At 68.5% G+C, this 15,821-nt stretch carries 16 protein-coding genes; 4 read left to right on the top strand and 12 right to left on the bottom strand.

Annotated elements, in window-relative coordinates:
• The first annotated feature begins 61 nt into the window (after window positions 1-61).
• Both HPF_RS17480 and HPF_RS17475 read left to right on the top strand, forming a co-directional pair.
• Window positions 62-508, top strand: coding sequence for an OsmC family protein (locus tag HPF_RS17480; RefSeq protein ID WP_133157341.1), 447 nt, complete (start codon window positions 62-64; stop codon window positions 506-508).
• Between the two features lie 121 nt (window positions 509-629).
• On the top strand, window positions 630-1,196 hold the full coding sequence (locus HPF_RS17475) for an RrF2 family transcriptional regulator (RefSeq protein WP_079365261.1): 567 nt from the start codon (window positions 630-632) through the stop codon (window positions 1,194-1,196).
• Between the two features lie 21 nt (window positions 1,197-1,217).
• Here the strand turns inward: HPF_RS17475 and HPF_RS17470 are convergent, their stop codons facing one another.
• The 12 genes from HPF_RS17470 to HPF_RS17415 all read right to left on the bottom strand — a co-directional run bounded on the left by HPF_RS17470 (window position 1,218) and on the right by HPF_RS17415 (window position 13,530).
• A complete protein-coding gene (locus HPF_RS17470; protein ID WP_133157340.1) occupies window positions 1,218-2,213 on the bottom strand; it encodes an FAD:protein FMN transferase in 996 nt (331 codons plus the stop codon).
• Window positions 2,214-2,232: 19 nt separating this feature from the next.
• Complete coding sequence (locus HPF_RS17465) at window positions 2,233-2,649, bottom strand: c-type cytochrome (protein WP_066155725.1); 417 nt, start codon at window positions 2,647-2,649, stop codon at window positions 2,233-2,235.
• Between the two features lie 82 nt (window positions 2,650-2,731).
• Complete coding sequence (locus tag HPF_RS17460) at window positions 2,732-3,364, bottom strand: nitrous oxide reductase accessory protein NosL (RefSeq protein WP_133157339.1); 633 nt, start codon at window positions 3,362-3,364, stop codon at window positions 2,732-2,734.
• 2 nt (window positions 3,365-3,366) lie between these two features.
• On the bottom strand, window positions 3,367-3,924 hold the full coding sequence (locus HPF_RS17455; RefSeq protein ID WP_133157338.1) for a nitrous oxide reductase accessory protein NosL: 558 nt from the start codon (window positions 3,922-3,924) through the stop codon (window positions 3,367-3,369).
• Complete coding sequence (locus tag HPF_RS17450) at window positions 3,921-4,748, bottom strand: ABC transporter permease (protein ID WP_079365257.1); 828 nt, start codon at window positions 4,746-4,748, stop codon at window positions 3,921-3,923. Before HPF_RS17450 ends, HPF_RS17455 begins: the two co-directional genes overlap by 4 nt.
• Complete coding sequence (locus tag HPF_RS17445; protein ID WP_133157337.1) at window positions 4,745-5,689, bottom strand: ABC transporter ATP-binding protein; 945 nt, start codon at window positions 5,687-5,689, stop codon at window positions 4,745-4,747. Before HPF_RS17445 ends, HPF_RS17450 begins: the two co-directional genes overlap by 4 nt.
• Window positions 5,670-6,920: a nitrous oxide reductase family maturation protein NosD gene (locus tag HPF_RS17440; protein WP_424955202.1), complete on the bottom strand. Its 1,251-nt coding sequence runs from the start codon at window positions 6,918-6,920 to the stop codon at window positions 5,670-5,672. The genes HPF_RS17445 and HPF_RS17440 overlap by 20 nt, the downstream gene beginning before the upstream one ends.
• Window positions 6,921-6,961: 41 nt before the next feature.
• A complete protein-coding gene (locus HPF_RS17435) occupies window positions 6,962-9,598 on the bottom strand; it encodes a NosR/NirI family protein (protein ID WP_133157336.1) in 2,637 nt (878 codons plus the stop codon).
• A gap of 101 nt (window positions 9,599-9,699) precedes the next feature.
• Window positions 9,700-11,634: a TAT-dependent nitrous-oxide reductase gene (gene nosZ, locus HPF_RS17430; RefSeq protein WP_133157335.1), complete on the bottom strand. Its 1,935-nt coding sequence runs from the start codon at window positions 11,632-11,634 to the stop codon at window positions 9,700-9,702.
• A complete protein-coding gene (locus tag HPF_RS17425; RefSeq protein WP_133157334.1) occupies window positions 11,631-12,011 on the bottom strand; it encodes a hypothetical protein in 381 nt (126 codons plus the stop codon). The genes nosZ and HPF_RS17425 overlap by 4 nt, the downstream gene beginning before the upstream one ends.
• 111 nt (window positions 12,012-12,122) lie before the next feature.
• Window positions 12,123-12,509: a fluoride efflux transporter CrcB gene (crcB, locus tag HPF_RS17420; protein WP_066155743.1), complete on the bottom strand. Its 387-nt coding sequence runs from the start codon at window positions 12,507-12,509 to the stop codon at window positions 12,123-12,125.
• A 22-nt stretch (window positions 12,510-12,531) separates the two neighbouring features.
• A complete protein-coding gene (locus tag HPF_RS17415) occupies window positions 12,532-13,530 on the bottom strand; it encodes a recombination-associated protein RdgC (RefSeq protein ID WP_066155745.1) in 999 nt (332 codons plus the stop codon).
• 199 nt (window positions 13,531-13,729) lie between these two features.
• Here HPF_RS17415 and HPF_RS17410 point away from each other — a divergent pair, with 199 nt between their 5' ends.
• Window positions 13,730-14,434, top strand: a complete 705-nt coding sequence (locus HPF_RS17410) for a hypothetical protein (protein ID WP_133157333.1) — start codon at window positions 13,730-13,732, stop codon at window positions 14,432-14,434.
• Complete coding sequence (locus HPF_RS17405; protein WP_133157332.1) at window positions 14,431-15,798, top strand: Tle-like phospholipase domain-containing protein; 1,368 nt, start codon at window positions 14,431-14,433, stop codon at window positions 15,796-15,798. The genes HPF_RS17410 and HPF_RS17405 overlap by 4 nt, the downstream gene beginning before the upstream one ends.
• Window positions 15,799-15,821: the final 23 nt, after the last annotated feature.

The following is a 15,821-nucleotide window of genomic DNA, read 5'->3' as shown; positions in this document are numbered from 1 at the left end:
TTCATACCCCGGGGAGAATGGCTAAGATGAAGCCACTTGTCCCACACCATCGGAAAACGCCATGAGCGACAACGCCAGTGTCACCATCACCCGCCAGTCCGGCTACCAGTTCCTGGTCGACTTCGGCGAGACCCTCCCGCAACTGCTGGCCGACGAGCCCGCGCCGCTGGGGCAGGGTGCCGGGCCCGCACCCGACCACATGCTGCTGGCCGCGGTGGCCAACTGCCTCAGCGCCAGCCTGCTGTTCTCGCTGAAGAAGTTCAAGCAGGACCCGGGCGCGCTGATCGCCACCGCCACACCGGAGATGGGTCGCAACGAGAACAAGCGCCTGCGCATCCAGCGCATCCATGTGCAGCTGGAGCTGGGCAAGACCGCCGCCGAACTGGAGCACCTGGACCGCGTGCTCGCGCAGTTCGAGGAGTTCTGCACCGTGTCCATGAGCGTGCGCCAGGGCATCGCCATCGACCTGCAGGTGCGCGACGGCGCGGGCGCCGTGCTCAAGGGTTGATCAGCCGACGATGCGCGGCAGGTGCGCTGCATCAAATAGTCGGTCGCCGTCCGCCTGGACAATCGGGGTAGAGTGATGCCTCAGGCTACCCCGGCCTGTATCCGATCGAGACGGTGAACCGATGCGACTGACCCAGTGGACCGATTACAGCCTGCGTGTGCTGATGTACTGCGCGGCCTGCGAAGGCCGTGCCCAGCCGCCCACCGTCAGCGAGATTGCCGAGGCGCACGGCATCTCTCGCAGCCACCTGACCAAGATCGTGATGATCCTCGCCGGCCATGGCTGGCTCGCCACGACCCGGGGGCGTGGGGGCGGCCTACGGCTGATGGCCGACCCGCGCCGGCTGACTCTGGGGCAGGTGATCAGGGAGACCGAGCCCGACCTGAACCTGGTCGAGTGTTTCGATGTCCAGCACAACACCTGCCGCCTGAACGGCTACTGCCGGCTCAAGGGTGCGCTGGGTCAGGCCATGCAGGCTTTTCTGGTGGCGCTCGATGGCGTGACGCTGTCCGACCTGCTGGCGCCCACGGCCCGGTCGGCCGCGGTGGCGGGGCAGTTGCCGCACCTGATTCCGATCCAGATGGCGGCGCTGCAGCGCCCGGCAGCCAAAGCGGCGCCCGCCCCGAAGAAGCCGGTCCGCCCGGCGACCGCCCGCAAGACGGCCAAGCCGCCCCCCGCCAAGGGTTGAAGCCCCGAAGGGGCGGGGCGCTCAGGCGGCCTGCAGCCGCTGCGCCATGCGGCCGCGGGTGTGCACCTCGCCCGCCGTGTCCACGAGCAGACTGTCGACCCCCGGCAGCGAGGCCATGAGGTCCAGGCCGCGCGCGGGGCCGCCGACCATGGCGGCCGCGCCGATGCCGTTGACGGCGGCCGTGTCGCGGGCCACCAGCACCACGCCACGCACTCCCTCGGTGGGCCAGCCGGTGCGCGGGTCCAGCACGTGGTGGTAGCGGCGGCCGGCCTGTCGGAAGCTGCGCTCGTAGTCGCCAGAAGACGCGACGCAGCCGTCGCGCAGCGTCACCACGCCCAGCAGCTTCTCGGGTGCGCGCGGATCGCGCAGGCCCACGCGCCAGTCCTGGCCGTGGAGCTGGCCACGCGTGAGCACGTCGCCGCCGCCGTTGATCATGGCGTGGCGGATGCCGTGGTGTTCCAGCACCTGCATGCCGGCCTGCAGCACGGGCAGCTTGGCCACGCCGCCCAGGTCGATACGCATGCCGGGGCGGGCCAGCCGCACGCGGTCGCCCTCGATCCGCACATCACGGTGGTTCACGAGCCGGCGTTCTTCCAGCAGCTCCTGTGCCGAGGGGCGGCGGGGCTGCGCGGGGTCGAACGACCAGCCGTCGTAGGCACCGACGCTGATGTCGAAATCGCCGCGCGTGCGCTCGGACAGCGCGGCGGCCTGCCGCAACACGGCCAGCAGCTCGGGCGGTGCCTGCACCGATCCACGGCCTGCCTGCCGGTGCAGGGCCGAGACCAGGCTCTCGCTGCGGTAGCGGCTCATCAGGCGTTCCTGCCGCTGCATCTCGGCCCAGGCGGCCTCGATGGCGCTCGCGGCGTCCGGCGCGTCAGGAACCACCATGTCCACCCGCGTGCCCATCAGCACCCGGCTGTCGCGCCGGACCCCGGCCAGGGCCAGGCCCGGATGGAGGCTCCAGCCGGCCACGAGCAGGCCCAGGCCGGAGAGGAGGTGGCGTCGGTGCAGGTTCATGGCGTGGCCCGGTGATCGGTTACTGCGACAGCGCGACCATGTGGTCGACCGCGGCCTTGACCTCGTCATCGGTCAGGGATGCGCCACCGCCGCGCGCGGGCATCATGCCCTTGGCGCCGGTGAAGCCTTCCAGGGCGTGCTTGTACAGCGTGTCGTTGCCCTGGGCGATGCGCGGACCCCAGTCGGCCTTGTCGCCGGGCTTGGGGGCGCCGGCCACACCAGCGGCGTGGCACAGGGCGCAGGTGCTGCCATACACCTTCTTGCCGACCGCGTTTTCGGCCACCGGTGCAGGGGCCGGGGCTGCCTCAGGGGCGGCGGGAGCCGCTGCAGGAGCGGCCGGTGCGGTGCTGGCGGCAGGGGCTTCGGCGGGCTTGTCGCCGCAGGCTGCCAGGGTCAGGGCGCAGCCGAGGGAGAGCAGGAGGTGTCGTGCGTTCATGGGAGCTTTCTTTGAAGAAGAGGAGACGAGCAGATTTTAATATGCATTCAATATGAATCTTAAAAACTTGACTTGACGGTGATCAAACCGCGGCGTCGTGGCCCTCGTGGGTCTGCGGGGCAAGCCGCTGCAGCTCGGCCGGCAGCGTGCGCCGCAACGCGTCGGCACCGACGGCGGTGCCGCCCTGGCGGGCGATGAAGGCCGCGGCCGCGGCCGCGCTGGCAAACGCGGGCAGGTTGCCCGAGCGCATGGGACCCAGGGTGCGCGAACCGTGCACGTACACCGCCTGTTGCGCGGGCACCCAGGCGCCGGTCTCCAGGTCGGTGGCGTACATCGCGAGGATGCGGCTGGCCTGCTGGCCCACGGTGTAGCGCGGCACGTTCTGCAGGTAGAGGAACAGGCTGAGCGGCGAGTCGAGGTACTGCACGTCGCCGTTGGAAAAGATCACCTGCGCCGCCCAGCGCGGCTGGCGGGCCGGGAACATGCCGCAGACCGGGCAGCGTGCGTGCTCGGGAATGGGGCGCGCGGCCGCCACCGGGAGCCCCGATGCCGGATCGAACTCGAAAGGCGGCGCGACCAGGCAGATGTCGTCCGGCGGCGCCGTGCCCGGTGCGGCACGGGACGCGCCGGGCGGCCACCAGCGCTGGGCCGCGCCGGTCAGCAGGACCGCGCCACCCGCCACCGCCAGTCCCAGGATGCTGCGTCGTTCGAGCATGCTCACATGCGCGTGTCTTGCTGCGCACCGCCGCTGAGATCGACCATCGCGGGCTGGATCTCGGCAAAGCGCAGCGCCCGGCCGCCCTGCTGCTGCACGAAGGCCTGCGCATCGGCATCGCTGGCGAAGCTGATCGCGGTGGGGCCCATCGAACCCCTGCGCCGGCTGCCCAACACATAGACCGCCTGGCGGGCGTCGATCCAGTGGCCGCGGGGCTGTTCCCAGTCGGCCTTGGCCATGTCCTGCACGAAGGCGCTGACCACGGTGCGCACCTGCTCGGGCGCGAGCAGGGTGGACAGCAGTTCGGTGGTGTCGCAGAACCACTGCACCTCGGCCACGTTGGCAAAACGGATCTGGCCCTTGGGGCCAGGGTAGTCGGACAGCAGCATGCCGTCGAGCGAGCAGCTGGACTGCGGCTGGATCTCGGCCGGCGCCTGGGCCTGCGCGGACGAGGCGGTGTCCTGCCCGCAGCCGGCGAGGCCGAGGGCCGCGAAACCGGCCAGGCCGGCGCAGCCGCACAGCAGGCGACGGCGGTTCACGAAGGGGAGGTCGGGGGTCATGCGCGGAATCTCCAGGAAGCAATCAGCAGGGGCCCGGCGATCCAGGCCAGCATGGCGGCCGTCAGCCCGCCCACCTGGCCCATGGCCGGTGGCAGGATGCTGGCCAGGCCGTACAGGCGCTGGGCATCGTCGAGCGAAAACACGTTGAGGATGCGGAAGATGTCGGCCGGGTTGAGCAGCAGCAGGTAGGCAAAGGCCTCGCCACCGACCTGGCCGCCGGTGGCCACCAGCAGGCCCAGCAGCAGCAGGTCGAACACCAGCACCAGGCCGAACCAGAGCGCGATCGCCAGGCCCGAGGCGCGGGTGCGGTCGCGCGCCAGCACCGACAGCAGCACCGCCAGGCTCAGGAAGGCCAGGCCCAGCAGCACCGAGCTGAGCACGAAGCCGCCGTAGTGGTAGAGCGCGCTGGCGCCGAAGCGCTGGTACAGCACGCCCGCCACCAGCGCGAAGCCGGCCACGGTGGAGAGCGTGAGCGCGGCGGCCAGGCCCAGGTACTTGCCCAGCAACAGTTCCAGCCGGGTGATGGGCAGGGCCAGCAGCAGGTCCAGCGAGCCGCGCTCGCGCTCGCCCACGATGGCGTCGAAGCCCAGCAGCAGCGCGATCAGCGGGATCAGGTAGATCACCAGGCTGACCAGGCTGGCAATGGTCAGCTCGATGGAGCGTGGGCCGATCTGGCCCTGCGCGGCCGAGCCGAAGTAGGTGATGAGCAGCGAGAACGCGGTGAACACCACGGCGACAGCGAGCACCCAGCGGTTGCGCAGCCGGTCGCGGAATTCCTTGGCGGCCAGCGCCTGCATCTGGTGCCAGGTGAGGGCGGGGGTCATGCGGCCTCCTTCAGACCGAAGTACACGTCTTCCAGCGAGGGCTCCTGCACCTGCAGGTCGGCCAGTCCGGCCTGGCCCAGCCAGTGCAGCACCGCCATCTTGTGGGCGCGGTCGCAGCGCAGCACGCGCTGGTCGGCGGCCACGGGTTGCCAGTCGAGCGCGGCGCCCGCCAGTGCGTCGGGCCGGCACTGGTCGAGCGCGTGCAACTGCCCGGGCGAGCCGGTCAGCACGAAGTTCAGGGGCATGCGCGAGCGCTCGCGCAGCGACTGCACCGAGCCCTGCGCGCAGACGCGGCCGTTGCTGAGCATGGCCAGCGCGTCCACGCGCTGCTGCAGCTCGGCCAGGATGTGCGAGCTGATGACCAGCGTCACGCCCTGCTCGCGCAGCGCGTCCAGCTGCTCGTAGAAAGCACGGATGGCGGAAGGGTCCAGGCCGGTGGTGGGTTCGTCCAGCAGCAGCAGGCGCGGTTCGCCCAGCAGGGCCTGGGCAAAACCCAGGCGCTGGCGCATGCCCTTGGAGTATTCGCGCACGGCCCGCTGCCCGGCCTGGCCCAGCCCCACGCGGTCCAGCAGCTCGCCGCACTGGCGCTCGGGCGCGCCCTTGAGGCGGGCGAAGAAGCGCAGCGTCTCCAGGCCGCTGAGGTTGTCGTAGAGCACCAGGTTCTCGGGCAGGTAGCCCAGCGTGCGCCGCACCGAGCGGAAGTCCGGTCCGTTGACCAGGCTGCCGCTGATGCGGATCTGGCCACGGCTGGGCCGGATCAGGCCCAGCACCAGCTTGAACAGGGTGCTCTTGCCGGCGCCGTTGTGGCCGATCAGGCCGAACAGCTGGCCGCTGGGCACGGTGAGATCCACGCCGTCGAGCGCGTTCAGCGGCGCCTTGGCGCTGCCGTAGGTCTTGGTCACGCCTTCCAGGCGCAAGGCATCAGCGCTGTGTGTGTTCACGCCAGGTGCTCCATTGGGGGTGGGCCGGCGCCATGGCCGGGTGGGGGTCGACCACGCTGGGCACGCGCAGGACGGGGAATTGCTGGCCGAGGATGCGCAGTGCCTCCACGGCGGGGCTGCCCATGAGCAGCTGGACGATGGGGTGGCGCCACTGCAGGCGGTCGACCAGGTCGTTGGCCTCGTAGCCCACGTCGCCGACGCCGTCGCCGTTGCGGTCCCAGCCGCGGTAGTTGCTCCAGTGGTTGCCCTGGCCCGGCTCGGGCCGGCCCCAGGGCTCGTCGCGCGCGCCCACGTAGCGCACCTGCTCGCGGTTGGCGATGAAGTCGTTGCCCACCACCTGGTTGCGCGTGGAGCCGGCCGAGAGGTGCACGCCGACGCGGTTGTTCACCACCAGGTTGCCGCGCAGGGTCACGTACTCCACGTCGTAGATGAAGAAGCCGCGGTCGTTGTCGGCCACCACGTTGCCCTCGATCACCGAGTCCTGCATGGTGCGCAGCATGATGCCGTGGTCGGTGTTGCCCCAGGTGCGGTTGCGCCGCACCACCTGGTCGCGCACCTCCATCAGCGCCAGGCCGCCGCGGTTGTTGTAGCTGTCGTTGTCTTCCCACAGGTTGTGGTACGAGTTCATGTAGTGCGTGCCGTAGCGGCTGTGGTGCAGCCGGTTGCCGCGGAACTCGGCGTGGTGCGAGACGTCGACGTAGAGCGCGTCGCGCACGAAGCCGATGTGGTTGCCGACGATGCGCGCGCCCTTGGTGTTGTAGAGCTGGATGCCGTTGCCGCGCTGCGCGGAGTTGAAATCGCGCAGGCCGGTGATGAGGTTGTGTTCGATGCGCACGTCGTCGGCCTTCTCGATCCACAGGCCGAACAGGTTGTAGGTCAGGTCGCAGCCGCGCACCACCGCGCGGTGCGCGCCGGGCTGGAGGTAGATGCCCGCGTTCTGGTTCTTGAGGCTGGTGCCCGAGTCGCGCACGATCAGGCCTTCGATGAGCACATCGGGCGCGGTGACGCGAATGGTGTCGCCCCGGCCTCCGCCGCTAAGCGTGGGACGGCCGACGCCGCGCAGCGTCAGCGGCTTGTCGATGCGCAGGTTCACCGCGTAGAAGCCGCGCTGCACCTCGACCACGTCGCCGGCCGCCGCCTGCGCCACCACGGCCTGCAGGTCCGCGCCGGGCGCCACCGGCCAGACTGTGGCCCAGGCCGGGCCGGCCAGCACGAAGCCGGCCACAGCCAGCCACGCGCACAGCAGCGCACGCAGCTGCGCAGACCAGGGGTTCACGCCAGAGCCCCCAGCGACTTGAGCAGCAGGAACAGCGTGGCGCCGATCAGCAGGTTCTTGAAGCCGACGTAGCTGAGCATGTCCATCCAGTTGGCCTCGCGGTAGCGCGCACGCCACCAGGGGCCGTCCTTGACCACGCGCTTGCCCTGCATGCGGATCAGCACCTCGTACACGCTCCAGCCGAACCACCAGCCGATGATGGCGCTGGCCGAGAGCCGGCCATCGGCCGCCAGCACCCAGGCCGCGGTGGCCGCCAGCGCCAGCGACAGACCGGCGTAGGCCAGGGCGCGCTGGTTCTGCCAGCCGTCGCGGCTCCAGGGCCAGAGGTGGTGCACCAGCTCCTGCCAGAGACCGCGCACACCAGGGGCACGGCCGCCCGGCCAGGGCTGGGCCGGTGGCGTGGGCATGCGGGGGTCCGGACCTTGTGCGGCCTTGGCGCTGACCTGCGATACCGCGGGGATCACCGTGAGCGGGATGTAGTAGCCGTCCCGGCCAATGGGCGTGATCAGCAGGCCGTCGCGCTCGCGCCGCTTGCGTTCCTTGGCCAGCGGCGGGCAGCCCTTCTCGTCGGTGTAGAGCACCATGCAGTCCAGGCAGTGCAGGCACTCGCGGTGGTCGATGCGGCCGTCGGCGTCGATGGCCTGGGCACCGCAGCCCACGGCGCAGGCCTTGCAGCTGTTGCAGTCCTGCTTGCGCCGCAGACCGAACCAGCGGAAAGTGCTGGGCATGGCCAGCGAGGCGCCCAGCGGGCAGATGTACTTGCAGTACGGCCGCTCGATGAAGATCGACAGGCCCAGGATCGCCGCCACGAACAGGCCATAGGGCCAGCTGCGGTTGGTGATGCCGACCAGGAAGGTGGTCTTGAATGGCTCCACCTCGGCCAGCACTTCGGCCAGGCCCATGGAGAACATCGACACCACCAGCAGGCCGAAGAAGATCGCGTACTTCAGCCACTTCAGCCGGTCGTGCAGGCGCTGCGGCACCCGCCGCTGCCAGCGTTTGAGGCCGATCTTGCCGGCCACCTTGTAGATCGCCTCCGACAGCGAGCCGAACGGGCACATCCAGCCGCAGAACAGGCCGCGCCCGAACAGGAACACGGTGACGATGATGAAGATCCAGAACACGAAGATGAACGGGTCGGACAGGAACAGCGACCAGGTCCACTGGAACAGCAGCGAATGGAACCAGGTCAGCACCTGCGTGATCGAGGGCTGGGCCATGACGCCGAAGCCGACGAAGGTGATCGACAGGGCCCAGGCGCTGTACTTGAAGGCGTTGACCGGCCACTTGTTCTTGTGCGTGGAGCGGCGGGTGAGCTGGTCGCGCAGCGCGTAGACCACGGTGACGGCGACCAGCAGCGCCACGAACAGGGCGATCTCGACGGCGCGGGATTTCCAGATGCGCACCCAGGGCGCCTCAGGTTCCTGCACCACCGGCCGGCCGCCCTGCAGCAGTTCGTCGGGCAGCCAGTAGCGCGCTTCGAAGGTGGCGAAGCTGCGATGGCCCGTGGCGCGGTCCACCCGGTTGCCCAGGAAGGCCAGGCGCCAGGGGTGGGCAGCCGAGAACGCGCCCTTGCGGATGATGAAGATGCCGGACTCGGTGGACGAGGGCGCACCGTCCGCTTCCAGCCCGTAGAGGTTGAGGTAGTCCAGGTCGCGGAAGGTGAAGGCGTCCGCGCCCTGCTTGACCTGGATGCGGTCGTACAGCCCGCCGCGCACGAAACCCGAGCCCTTGAACGACTCCTGGCCCGCGGTGCGGATGACGAAGAAGGCGTTGTCGCCCGGTTTGAGCTGGTCGTGCAGGTTCTCGAACCCGCGCTCGCCGATCAGGCTGCGGCCGGTGTCGGGGTGGTTGAGGTCACCGAACCACAGTTCGATGAAGGGCTCGGGGCTGCGGTCCAGCCCGACCTGTTCGGGCATCACGCGCAGGCGCTGCACCGCGCCCATCTGTTCCAGTTCGCTCCAGTTGTAGCGGCGCTTGTGTTCCACAAAGCGGGCCGGCTCGCGCACGGTCGGCGCGATGATGCCGACCTGCCGCGCCACGGCCGAGCCGGAGAGCTGCATCACCTGGTTCTGTGCGATCACGGTCACCGTGGCGCCTGAGATGGCGTCCACGCCCAGCACGTTCTCGTCCGGGCGCGAGGGACCGACCTCGATCGTGTCCTTGACCGACTTGCCCAGGTACTGGTTGTTGAAATCGACAAGCGCCTTTTCGGGAATGCCCAGCAGCAGGATGGGCTCGGAATGTTTGAGCACCTTGACGCCGACATAGCGGCCCTGCAGGTCCATGCCGATCAGGGTCACCACCGGTTTGCCCGAATACGCGGGTGTGTCGGTGATGTCGGTGGACAGCATCACATAGCCCAGCAGCCGGCGCTTGCCCGGTTGCTGCGGGTCGGCCTCGCCATAGGCCTCGACATAGGGCGGCTGGCCCATGCGGGCCGAGAAGGCCTGGGCGCCGGGAAACACCTCGGTGCAGGGCACGCGCTCGCACAGCGCGGGGTGGCTGGCCAGGTCGTCGGGGAGTTTGGCTTCGTAGGACTGGGCGTGGGCCACACGGTCCACGGGCATCAGGGTCAGCAGACCCAGCCAGAAGGCGGCCAGCGCAGAGGCCAGCAGGCGAACAGTCGACATCTTCAATCTCTCTGTTGTCTCCGGCGGCGGGGCATCACGGTGATGCACCGCCGCCGGCGGACAGCTTCCCCTGGTGGGGAAGGGGCCTCATCGGCCCGTCGTTACGCTTCCACGATCATGCGCGAGCGCATCTCCAGGTGCAATGCGTGGCAGAAGTGCGTGCAGTAGCACCAGAACACGCCCGGCTGGTCGGCGATGAACGTGACCGACGCCGTTTCCTGCGGGTTGACGATGAAGTTCACGTTGTAGTTGGGGATCGCGAAGCCGTGGGTCAGATCCTCGATCTTGTCCAGGTTGGTCAGGATCAGCGTGACCTCGTCGCCCTTCTTGACCTTGAACTCGCGCAGGCTGAAGGCCGGCGCCTGCGAGGTCATCTTCACCGTCACCTTCTTCCCGTTGCGGAACACGCCCGACTCCTTCGGGTCCTTGACGGCGTTCGGGAAGTCGTCGAGCGAATAGACCTGCTTGGGCTTGACCAGGTCGCGCTTGAAGATGATGAAGTCGTGCGGCTCGCCGCGCACCGGGTGGTCGCCCATGAGCACCATCTTCTCGCCCGAGATGTCGATCAGCTGTTCGTTCTCGGCGTGCAGCGGGCCCACCGGCAGGAAGCGGTCCTTGGAGAACTTGCAGCCCACGGCGAGGTACTTGCCGTCGGCGGCCTTGGTCTCGGACTGCGAGGCGTTGATGTGGCCCGGCTGGTAGTGCACGTCGATGCGGTCGACCACGTACTTGGCGGCCTTGTCGCCGGCATGGAACTTGATGGCGGCGTCCACGTTCCACTTGACCACCTGGCTGTCCAGGAACAGCGTGGTGTAAGCGTTGCCGCGGCCGTCGAAGGCCGTGTGCAGCGGGCCCAGGCCGAGTTCAACCTCGGCCACGATGGCATCGTCGAGCTTTTCAAGCTTGCCGTCGAACCACTCCAGCACCTTGCTGAGCTCGATCACCGTGGCGGTGGGCGAGAGCTTGCCCGCGCAGATGAAGTACTTGCCGTCGGGGCTGGCGTTCACGCCGTGGGGGTTCTTGGGAACCGAGACATACGCCGTCAGCGCCGTCTTGGGATCCTTGTTGGCTTCGTGTGTGCCGTCCACCACAGGCACTTTCGATGTGCCGACGGTCTTGAACTTGCCGGCCTTGACGGCCTCTTCGATGCGGGCGATGTTGAAAAACAGGCAGGCGTCGCGTTCGGCGGACATCATGTCCTCGTACTTGGCGCCCATCTCGATGTTGTACTGGTTGGTGGCCGCCAGCTTGCCGTCATACGACGTGGCGGTGAGGTCGCAGTTGCCGTCGATCAGCACCTGCCAGCGCACCTCCATCGATTCGGCGTCCACGCAGGTGAACATCGAGCGGTACTTGCTGCTGTCCTCGGTGCCCGTGTTGGGCAGGGGGATCGAGAACTCGGCGCCGCAGAACACGCGTGTGGTGTAGTTGATGGCCGGATCGACCGGGTCGGCCTTGTCCGGGAAGATGCCATGGAAGCCCTGCACGTTGGGCAGCTGGGTGATCTTGTCGCAGACGAAGTAGTCCAGGCGGATGCGGGCCAGGCGGCTGTTGATCTTGTCGTTGATCCAGGCGTAGCGGCCGTCGTAGTTGCCGTCCTTGTAGGAGGCGTGGGTGTGGTGCGTGTCGGCGACGGTGTAGCGCAGCGAACCATCGGCCTTGGTGCCCATGATGGCCTTGGACTCGTTGGTGATGCCCCAGCCGACCAGTGCGTCGGGTACGAAGCAGGGGATGCGCAGCAGTTCGCGGCCGGAGGGCATGCCCAGCACGCGCATGTCGCCCGTGTGGCCACCGCTCCAGAGACCGTAGTAGGTGTCGAGTTCACCGGGCTTGAGGTGGCCGGCGGCGGCGCCCGAGGCAGCGTGCGCCGCATCGGCGGGGGCTGCAGGGGCAGCGGGTGTGGCGGCTGTTCCGGCGGACTTGTCGGTGCAGGCCACGGCGCCGATGGACAGACCCGCCAGCGCGGCGGTGTTCAGGAACTTGCGACGCCCCCAGGCGGCGCGGTCTTGATCGTTGGAAATGCTGTCGTCTTTCATGTGAAAACCTCTAGGGTTGGGCTTGGGAAACGGGGTGGCCCGCGCGCGGGTGGCGGCGTGGCCTCGGGAACGGGGTGGCGTGTGGCCGTGGCGACGGCACGCTGGTGGTGGCCAAAGTCCAGCAGCCAGGCGTCACTGATGGGAGGCGGGGAGGGCAGCGCCGTCGGCAGGCACAGTGCGCAGTCCATGGCGTGACCGGTGGTCGCCGGTGCGCCTTCGTTGTCGAGGTCCACCCACTGCAGGCCGGTGCTGCTGCAGACCGTGGTGCTCTGCGGCGGCTGGATCAGTGGTGAGGCGAACACCAGCGACCAGCTCACCAGCAGGCACCACAGCACGGGGCATTGGCAGCGGCCGCGGAGTCGGCTCAGGAAAAGCATGGGCGGACTATAGGTCCGATATGCTTCATAAAAAATGAATCTTTAAGGGCAATTGACATTCGTCAATTGCGCTCCCCGGTGGTGTGGTGCGCAGACGTCAGTGGCGCCGTGTCAGGTGGTCGGACCGAACCAGGTGCCGGCCATCTTCATGCCCAGCAGCGTGAGCGCCAGCGAACCCAGCAGGTGCAGCGCCGCCGTGCCGAAGGCCAGCAGGTAGCGCGCGTGTTGCAGCATGGACACCACCTCGGCCGAGAAGGTGGAGAAGGTGGTGAGCGCGCCGAGGAAACCGGTGACCAGCGCCAGCCGCCAGGCCGGGTCCAGCTGCGTCTGGCTCTGGAAGAACACCACCGCCACGCCGATCAGCCAGGCCCCGATCCAGTTGGCGGCCAGCGTGCCCCAGGGCAGCACGGCGTGGCCCTGGTTGAGCCACAGGCTCAGCTGCCAGCGCGAGAGCGCGCCGACGCTCGCTCCGAGGCTGATGGCAACGATTTGCAGCATGGATCAGGCGCCGCTGAGCGTGTCAGAACGGCGCGTCGCCGTCGCCCACGGCGGTGACGGCTTCCTGCTTGGGTTTGGCCGGCGCCGACGCGGGCTCTGCACCCGGCAGCGCCGCGCCGGGCTCGATCTCGCCGCCCAAGGCTCCGATCAGCGCCGGGATCAACTGGCTCAGCTCGCCGGTGGCCAGGGCCACGTCGGTGTCGAAACCGCTCTCGTCGTCGTTGGGCCGGTCGTCGAACACGCCTTCCAGAAAGGCCAGCTTCTTCAGCTGCATGGATTCGGTCAGCGTGAAGCCGATGCGGCCTTCCCAGCTGAGTGCCAGCCGCGTGGGCAGCTTGCCTTCGGTGAGGTGCTTGCGCACCTCGTCGGTCAGCAGGTGGTGGCGCGTGAACTTCACGGCCGATTTCTCTTCGTCAGCCGACTTGAGCTCGCACTCGCGCTCGACGTTGAAGCCTTCGGGCCAGTCGTTCTCGGGTTCGGTGGTCGCCAGCCACTGCGTCATCGCGGTCTGCGGCGTCATGGCGGTCTGCAGCAGGGTGAGGGCCAGGCCGTCGAAGGCGCGCACCAGCGCGGTCACGACCTCGTCGTTCTTGCCCTGGCTGCCGGCGTCGGTGACCAGCAGGCCGTTCTTCATGTCGAACCAGACCCAGACGCTGCCGCGGCGCGGAAAGGCCTGGGGCAGCAGTGCCTGCAGCGCGTCTTCGCGCAGTTCCTTGGTTTCCTTCTTGCCGGGCTTGCGGCCGGTGGTGGCCTCGATGTGGTCGGCCGCTTCCTGCGCCTTTTCCTTCACCACGCTGCCGGGCACAGCCTTGGTCTCGATGACCAGCTTGAGGATGCGCTGGCCGGCCACGGATTCGACCAGCGGGCCATGCTCCTCACCACGCGGTTCGGCCCAGCCGACCGACTTGTCCTGCGAGGCGCTGCAGGGCACGAAACGCGCCGCGTCCAGCGCGGCCTCCATCGACTCCAGCGTCGCGTCCCAGCCGGGCGCGATGCGGTAGATCGTCACATTCTTGAACACGTGTTTCCTTGGGTTGCAGGCCGTCAGCGGCCGACCTCCCCTGCCGGCGGCAGGAGAGGCCTGGGATCTGGGCGTTCGATGATACCGAGCCGGTTGGTATGTCCAGGCGTTTGCCTATACTGCCGGCGGAACAGATCGGGCAGGGCGGCCAACAGATGTGCACCAGCGACCCTGCCAGCAAAACATCAAGGAGGTGTGTGTGCATGAGTTGCCTTTCAACCGCGGCGCCCGTCTGGCCTGCGCCATCGTCATGTGGGGGACGCTGATGGCCTGCCAACCCACCGCCCCAGCCGCGCCTGCGCCGGGCGCATCCGCTGCGACCGACCAGCCCACCGGCGCGCAGAAGAACGACCGGTCGGAGCAGGCCCATCTCTTCAAGCTCAACCCCTCGCCTCGCCGGGTGTTCGAGGTCACGTTCGAGATCCACGATGCCCCCGGGCCGCTGATGGCCGTGCGGGGCAGCGCCGGTTACAGCGCGCCGCAGGCGCCCAACTGCACCTTTGTCACCAATGCCTGGGCAGGCACCTGGGGCACGCCGTTCAAAGGTCTGAGCCTGCCCGTCACACCCGCTGGTCCGAATCGCTTCGTGATGACGGTGGCGCTGGATGCCATGCTGGACGAGGACTACTACGGCAAGGGGGTGTGCCGCTGGGAGATGGGTGGCGCGGGGGCGGGCTTTGCTGCCGGAACGTCAGAGGAAGACACCCGGTATGGCATGTCGCTGGATGCCAAAGAATTTGTGGATGGAGCAAGCTACCGGCAGTACTTCTGGAAGGGGGACTATCCGCGGCTTCCTGGGCCCGGGGGAAACAGCGCTGCAGGTGATAGGAGCCCCGAAGGCTTCGGCCCGACGCACCGTAACAACCTGTTCTCCATCACTGCCAAAGTGAAGGCCAAGCCATGAGCGTCACGTCGCAGCAATACGCCGACCTGTCGTTTCATGTGTACAGGGGCACATCTGCTCGAAGCTATGCGAGCAACGACAAAGACGCGCCCTACGTGGATTCGGGTGGTGTTCGGTTCTTCGTGCGAGCCCATGTGGACAACCCCGGGACCGGGTACCAGGGCACGATTTACCAGCGCCGCGACACAGGTGAGTTGGTTGTGGCCCATCGAGGAACCGAGTTCGACCGAGAGGCCTTCAAAGACGGCGCTTTGGCCGACGGTGGCATGGTGCTCGCGCGTTCCAACCTGCAAGCAGAGGACGCGATTTCTTTGACGCGTGACGCACTCGATATGGCATCCAAGGACGCTTCCAGGAAGGGGTTGCCACCATCGCCCGTCACCACCACCGGCCACTCCCTGGGCGGTACGCTGGCTCAGGTCAGCGCCCACCACTTCGGTCTCAAAGGGGAAACCTTCAACGCCTACGGTGCGGTCAGCCTGAGCCGGCGCATTCCCGAAGGCGGGCACTCGGTCATCAACCACATGATGGCGGGCGACGCGGTGAGCGCGGCCAGCCCGCACTTTGGAGAGACACGGATCTATGCCCGGCCCGAGGAGGTGAAGACGCTGCTGTCCAAGGGCTATGACAACCACACCCACTGGAGCGACGCGCTGAAGGGTTATTCGCCCATCAATATTGCCACGGGCACCACCCCGCCCAGCACCCTTGGCGCGGCGGTGGCGCTGGGGGGCAGCCACAGCATGCACCACTTCGTGGAGGTGGACGCCGGCGGCCAGCCCGACCGCTCCATCCTTGCCAATCCGCAGGCGCGCAGCCTGGCGCAGCAGCAGTCGGTGCAGATCGGCGAGTACCGCCGGGACGTGCGCCAGATGCGTGGCGTGCTGACGGCGGTGTCTCGCGGCCTCGATGGCAACGCCCGCGACGCCATCGACACCATCCGCGGACCGCTCGAACCGGGTGAACCTGCCCAGCGCGAGCCGCGCAAAGGCGCCGCCCTGGACCCGGCGGCCTTGCCCGAACCGACCCGGCGGTTGCTCGACGACAGCAGGGGCCATGTGCAGCGGCTGGCCGACCAGCACGGACTGCCCTGGGACCAGGGCATGGAGAACACGGTGCACGCGGTGGCGCTGGGCGCGCGCGAGGCCGGTCTGTCGCGCATCACCCACTTGCGTGCGGATGGGGGCCAGATCCGCGTCGCGGAGTTCGATGGCATCGGCTTGAAGGAAGGCGCCGTCGATGCGCGGCAGGCGGCCAACAGGCCTGCGGATGAATCGTTGCAGCGGCTGGCCGCGGGCGTGGAGCCGGTCGCCGAGGTGGCGGCTGTTCAGCCCCAGGAAAGACAGGCCCCGATCAGGGCTTGAGCCTCGCCACGGCGACCCTGGTC

It is taken from the genome of Hydrogenophaga pseudoflava (assembly GCF_004353865.1).
Taxonomy (GTDB): domain Bacteria; phylum Pseudomonadota; class Gammaproteobacteria; order Burkholderiales; family Burkholderiaceae_C; genus Hydrogenophaga; species Hydrogenophaga pseudoflava.
Note: the sequence above shows the minus strand (reverse complement) of the source record. Positions and strands in the feature narration are given on the sequence as shown.